The organism is Mycobacterium sp. (genome assembly GCF_049673265.1).
Lineage (GTDB): Bacteria > Actinomycetota > Actinomycetes > Mycobacteriales > Mycobacteriaceae > Mycobacterium.
This window is the reverse complement of record NZ_JBATXN010000679.1, coordinates 1-6,253: the sequence shown is the minus strand read 5'-3', so window position 1 is coordinate 6,253 and position 6,253 is coordinate 1. Positions and strand designations below refer to the sequence as shown.

Genomic DNA, 6,253 nt, shown 5'->3' with positions numbered 1-6,253 from the left:
TTCGCGGTTTCGCGCAGCACCTCTTCTTCGATGATGTGCTCATAGGCGTCCACCCGCTTGCCGTGAAACACCGGAAGTATCACTCGTCGGCGCTCGAGGTGCTCCTCGCCGTTGAGGAGGAACGTCGACCCGGGACCGAATACCTCGCCGAGGTTGGTCGGGCGCTCGAGAAGGTCGCCGCTCGCCGAGAAGACCTCTTTAACCAGGGCTGCGTCGCTGACCACCACCGTCTTTCCGAAGATCGGCAGATTGATGGTGCATTCGCTGCCGTAGCGCTTGCCAAGCACGGGGATCACTTCGCACAGCGCGGTCAACAACGCGAGGCCCTGGATGGTCTTGGGTAGCCGCGGTCCCGGCGGCAGCCGTACCGGCTCAGTTGTCGCCGTTGCCATGTCGTCCCCCTCTCCGTGCCAGGTTCCCCGAATTTACCCTGTGCAGGCAGAACGAGACGTTAGTCCTTGGCGAAGCAGTACACGCGGTAGGAGAACTCCCCGTTTTCCACCGCGCGGCAGAATGCCCAGTCGGTCATATCGCTGGCAAAGCGGGCTACGCCACCGTGGCGGCTGGTGAGATCGTGCTTGTGCGGCCGGTCTTTCTCCATCCCGCGCAGCACCTGCTTGTCGATGACGTCCTTCGACACCAACCGCAGCGGGGCGTTGGCCAGCTGCGCGTCCCACTCGGCCAAGTCGCGACGCCGCCGGAAATCGGCGTACAGAAAATGCCCACCCGGAGTCAGGACGCGGGCCGCTTCGGCCAGAAAGCGCGGCACGTCGGGGTAGAGGTGCGAGGCTTCGACGTTGAGCACCGCGTCGAACGAGCCGTCGGGGAACGGTAGGTCCAATGCGTTGCCCTCGACGAAATCCAGGCCGGCCAGGTGGTGCCGTTTCTTGCAGAACGCGACGCCGTCCGCGTTCAGGTCGAGCCCGGTGTAGGAGGCGGGGTGCTGGGTGCGCACGAGATACGAGGCGCCGCCACCGTGGCCACAACTGACTTCCAGCACCTTTTTGCCCGCGAGGTCAACCTGGGTCGCGGTGCGGTGGTAGAGCTGGATCGAGTACCGGTTGTGTTCGTCGGATTCATCGAGCTGCAGGCCCATGGACGGGTCGTCGTAGCAGAAGTTAAGGAACAACCAGTCATCATCGCTGATCCAGCGAGTTTGTCTCGCGAACCGTTTCGCGGGGGATGAGGTGAAAAGGAAGTTGTAAATCGATGGATTTGTGATGACGCGATACGTCAACGGATTGAAGATCAGCCGGTTGGTGGTGGAAACCATCGGGGCAGTATGACATGAGCGGCAGGGCCACTCTGCATGCTGGCTCAACCTGCCGGGCTGGGTCCGTTCGAGCTATAGGCTGGCCTATCCACCGGAAGCTCCCGTGGCCGCGAGATGTCCTTCGCGCCAACGGTGTTCGCTGATCAGTCGACTACTCAAAAGCCGCAAACAAGGCGAATTGGGCCTGCGGCGCATCGGAATATGCGCAGGTAAACCCTCCAATTGCGAGGGACGGCTGATTCTTGGACAATGCACTAATAGAACCTGACACGTGGTGGCCCCATCATGGTTTACTCATCGCATACTGGTCGCGCTCGTATCGAGGCGCCGCTCGCGTTCGGGACGGGTAAAGGGGATGCCGATCATTGATGTGCTGAGGCGGGTAGAGCGACCGCCGGGTGTATTGACGGTGATCGGAAGTGGGGGATCCACCGTGTCTTCGATCCGGGTCGGCCTCGCGTCGGAGAGACACATGAAGACCTACATGCATCGGCTGGATGACTGCACATGAGCACCCATCACGGCGCCCACGAGCGCATCAAACGATCACCGGCAGCGGGTCCGGTCCGTAAATTGGCGGTGCCAATCATCCTCGGCTGGTTGGCGATCACCCTGTTGGTGAGTGTCGGCGTCCCCGCGCTGGAAGAGGTCGCGAAAGAGCGGGAAGTATCACTGAACGCCAACGACGCGTCGTCGGTAAAGGCGATGGCGCGCATCGGCAAGGCGTTCAAGGAATCCGACTCCGACAGCATGGCGATGATCGTCTTGGAGAGTGACCAACCCCTCGGCGCGGCAGCGCACCAATACTATGACGCCCTGATCAGTCAGCTTCGGGCTGACGCCAGGCATGTACAGCACATCCAGGATTTCTGGGGGGATCCGCTCACGGCCGCCGGCGCGCAAAGCGCCGACGGCAAGGCCGCCTACGTTCAGCTGAATCTTGCCGGTAACCAAGGCGAAACGGAGTCCGCCCACTCTGTCGATGCGGTTCGAAAGATCGTGGAACGCACTCCCGCGCCGACCGGGGTAAAGGCCTACGTCACCGGTCCCGCTGCGCTGACAGCGGACGCGAACCAGAGCGGCGACAAAACGGTCGTGAAGATCATGGTGACAACCGTCGCGGTGATCTTCATCATGTTGCTTTTTGTGTACCGCTCGATCACTACCGTCGTTCTGTTGTTGGCCATGGTGGGGATCGAGTTGGCGGCGGCTCGCGGAATCGTCGCCTTCCTGAGCTATCACGACGTCATCAGGCTTTCCACTTTTGCCATCAACATCCTGGTATCTCTCGCGATCGCAGCGGGAACGGACTACGGGATTTTCTTCATCGGGCGGTATCACGAAGCGCGTCAGGCCGGCGAAAGTCGGGAACAGGCGTACTACACCGCTTATCGCGGTGTTGCTCCGGTAGTTTTGGCGTCAGGTTTGACGATCGCCGGCGCGACGTATTGCCTCAGCTTCGCCCGATTGCCGGTTTTCCAAACCATGGGCGCCCCGTGCGCAGTGGGCATGATTGTCGCCGTCGCGGTCGCACTCACCTTGGTTCCCGCGGTTCTGACAGTGGCGAGTCGGTTTGGTCTTCTGGATCCCAAGCGAGCGTTCAACGTGCGCGGCTGGCGACGGGTGGGCGCTGCAGTCGTGCGCTGGCCGGCGCCGATCTTCGTCGCGACGTGCGCGGTCGCCCTGGTCGGGCTGCTGGCACTTCCCGGGTACAAGGTGAGTTACAAAGATCGGGACTACGTGCCCAAGACCATGCCGGGCAACGCCGGCATGGCGGCCGCTGAGCGGCACTTCTCGCAGGCGCGCATGATGCCGGAAATGTTGATGGTCGAGTCCGACCACGACATGCGCAATTCGGCCGACTTCCTCGTCTTGGACAAGCTCGCCAAGGGGATTTTCCGAGTCGAAGGAGTCGCCCGGGTACAGAGCATCACCCGTCCCCAGGGCACACCCCTTGAGCACACGTCTATTCCATTTCTGCTGAGCATGCAAAATGCGGGGCAGGTAGAAAATCTGCAATTCGCCAAAACGCGGATGAAAGACATGGTGACGTTGGCCGACCAACTCGGCGGGACCATCTCGGCGATGGAGCGTATGAACACGCTGATGCAGCAACTCGTCGGAACCGGTCACCACGCGGCCGGCACCGCGAAAGACACGTTGGCCATCGCCAACAACGTGCGCGACGAAATCGCCGATTTCGACGACGCGTTCAGACCGGTCCGTAGTTATTTCTACGCAGAGCCGCACTGCTACAACATCCCAGTCTGCTGGGCGATCAGGAACATGTACGACGCGTTAGACGGTGTAGACAAACTCACCGAGAAGTTCGGCGACCTGGATAGGGATTTGAATAGCGCCGATGCGGTGATGCCGCAACTGGCCGCCCTGCTGCCACCACAGATCGCCACGATGCGAAGCGTGCGGACCATGGTGCTGACACTGCACAGCACGATGACCGGGATGCTCGACCAGGTCGACAACCTCAGCAATGACGTCACCGCGATGGGCAAGGACTTCGACGCGGCCAAGACAGACGACTCCTTCTACCTGCCGCGCGAGGCCTTCGACAACCCGGACTTCCAGCGCGTGATGAAGCTGTTTTTGTCACCGGACGGCAAGGCTGCGCGCTTCGTTATTTCGCACAAGGGAGACCCCGCGACCGACGAGGGCATGGCACGCATCGAAAGGATACGGACCGCCGCCTACGAATCGCTCAAGGGCACGGCGCTGGAGGACTCCAAGATCTACATTTCCGGCACCGCTGCGGTCTTCAAGGACTTGAAAGAGGCGTCGCACTACGACTTCTTGATCGCGGGTATTTCCTCGCTGTGCATGATTTTCATCATCATGTTGATCATCACGCGAAGTCTTGTTGCCGCTTTGGTAATCGTTGGGACAGTAGCGCTTTCGCTGGGCGCCTCGTTCGGGCTATCGGTGTTGGTCTGGCAGTACCTGATCGGTGTACCCTTGCAGTGGCTCGTGATGGTGATGTCGGTGATCATCCTTTTGGCAGTGGGGTCTGACTACAACCTGCTGCTTGTCGCACGGTTCAAAGAAGAGATCGGCGCCGGGCTGAAGACGGGCATCATCCGTGCGATGGGCGGCACCGGCAAGGTCGTGACCGCCGCCGGTCTGGTCTTCGCCTTCACAATGGCGTCCATGATCGTCAGCGATAACCGCGCAGTCGGCCAAGTTGGTATGACCATCGGTCTTGGTCTGTTGTTCGACACCTTGATCGTTCGCTCGTTCATGACGCCATCCGTTGCCGCGATGCTGGGACGTTGGTTCTGGTGGCCTATGAACGTTTGGCACCTGTACTCACGCCCGGCTAGTGCCGGCTATCACATCGATAGCGAGGACACTGCCGAAATTGCTGTCCCCGCAACAGTCGCCAACGGCAACGGCGTGGCGAACGGCAACGGTAGCGGCGTGGCGAACGGCAACGGTTCGAACCACGGACATCGACACGCCTACCACCAATAACCAGGTGGCGCGCAGTTGACTGCGCGACAGGGGGTTCAGTAGCTCAGCGGAACGCCAAGTCGAGGATCTCCTGCTGCTCGACGGCGTGCACCTTCGACGAGCCCGACGACGGCGCTGACATGGCACGGCGCGAAATGCGTTTGATCCCAGTCAGGTTCTCTGGGAACAGCTCGGGCAGCTCCAAGCCAAAGCGGGGCCACGCGCCCTGGTTGGCTGGCTCTTCCTGCACCCAGAAGTATTCGCCGACGCCTGCGTAGTGGTCGAGCATTTCGCGCAGTCGTGTGCGCGGCAGCGGGGCGAGCTGTTCGATGCGCACGATCGCGATGTCGTCCCGGTTGTCCTTGGCCTTGCGGGCCGCCAGCTCGTAGTAGATCTTCCCGCTGGTCAGCAGCATGCGGGTTGCCTTGTTGCGATCGCCGATGCCTTCGGCGTAGGTGGGCTCCTCAAGCACCGAGTGGAACTTGTCCTCGGTGAAATCTCGGATGTCGCTCACCGCGGACTTGTTGCGCAGCATGGACTTTGGCGTGAACACGATCAACGGGCGCTGCACACCGTCGAGAGCGTGCCGACGCAGCAAGTGGAAATAGTTGGCCGGAGTCGATGGCATCGCGATCGTCATCGAACCCTCCGCCCACAACTGCAGGAAACGTTCGATGCGGCCGGAGGTGTGGTCGGGGCCCTGGCCTTCATGGCCGTGCGGCAGCAGCAGCACCACACTGGACAGCTGCCCCCACTTCGCCTCGCCGGAGCTGATGAACTCGTCGATAATCGATTGCGCACCGTTGACGAAATCGCCAAACTGGCCTTCCCACAACACCAGTGCGTCCGGATTGCCAACGGTGTAGCCGTACTCGAAGCCGACGGCCGCATACTCCGACAGCGGCGAGTCGTAGACCATGAACTTGCCGCCGGTCGGGTTGCCGTCGCGGTCGGTGGTCAACAGCCGCAACGGTGTGAACTCTTCGCCGCTATGCCGATCGATGATCACCGAATGGCGCTGGGAGAATGTGCCACGGCGGGTGTCTTGTCCGGATAGCCGCACCAACTTGCCTTCGGCCACCAGCGAACCCAACGCCAACAGTTCGCCGAACGCCCAGTCGATTTTGCCCTCGTAGGCCATCTCCCGCCGCTTCTCCAGCACCGGGGTAACACGCGGATGCGCGGTGAAGCCGTCTGGGAGGGCTAGGAATGCGTCGCCGATGCGGGCCAGCAACGCCTTGTCCACGGCGGTGTCGAGCCCGGCGGCGAGCATCTGGTTGGACTCCACCGATGCGCTCGGTTGTACACCGTGCTTCTCCAGTTCGCGGACATCGTTGAAAACCCGCTCCAGTTGGCCCTGGTAATCGCGCAGCGCGTCCTCGGCCTCTTTCATCGAGATGTCGCCACGACCGATCAGGGCTTCGGTGTAGCTCTTGCGGACGCCGCGCTTGATGTCGACGACGTCGTACATCGCGGGGTTGGTCATCGACGGGTCGTCGCCCTCGTTGTGCCCGC

General features: G+C 61.6%; 3 protein-coding genes and 1 pseudogene. 1 reads left to right on the top strand and 3 read right to left on the bottom strand.

The annotated features are described in order from the left end of the window. Together WBF82_RS23070 and WBF82_RS23065 are read right to left on the bottom strand one after the other, a co-directional pair. Positions 1–392 (bottom strand): cytochrome P450 (locus WBF82_RS23070; protein WP_424385252.1); only part of this gene is annotated, 392 nt, incomplete at its 3' end. Between the two features lie 59 nt (positions 393–451). Continuing rightward, positions 452–1,273, bottom strand: a complete 822-nt coding sequence (locus WBF82_RS23065; protein ID WP_424385251.1) for a phthiotriol/phenolphthiotriol dimycocerosates methyltransferase — start codon at positions 1,271–1,273, stop codon at positions 452–454. 507 nt (positions 1,274–1,780) lie between these two features. Between WBF82_RS23065 and WBF82_RS23060 the strand changes: the two genes are divergently transcribed. After that, positions 1,781–4,759: an RND family transporter gene (locus tag WBF82_RS23060; RefSeq protein WP_424385250.1), complete on the top strand. Its 2,979-nt coding sequence runs from the start codon at positions 1,781–1,783 to the stop codon at positions 4,757–4,759. Positions 4,760–4,802: 43 nt separating this feature from the next. Here the strand turns inward: WBF82_RS23060 and kgd are convergent. Next, positions 4,803–6,253: pseudogene (gene kgd / locus WBF82_RS23055) on the bottom strand (multifunctional oxoglutarate decarboxylase/oxoglutarate dehydrogenase thiamine pyrophosphate-binding subunit/dihydrolipoyllysine-residue succinyltransferase subunit); the annotation flags it as partial.

What these genes read in the sequence shown, in the direction of transcription:
- WBF82_RS23065 (WP_424385251.1), bottom strand. Translation starts at nt 1,273, where the DNA reads ATGGTTTCCACCACCAACCGGCTGATCTTCAATCCGTTGACGTATCGC.
- WBF82_RS23060 (WP_424385250.1), top strand. Translation starts at nt 1,781, where the DNA reads ATGAGCACCCATCACGGCGCCCACGAGCGCATCAAACGATCACCGGCA.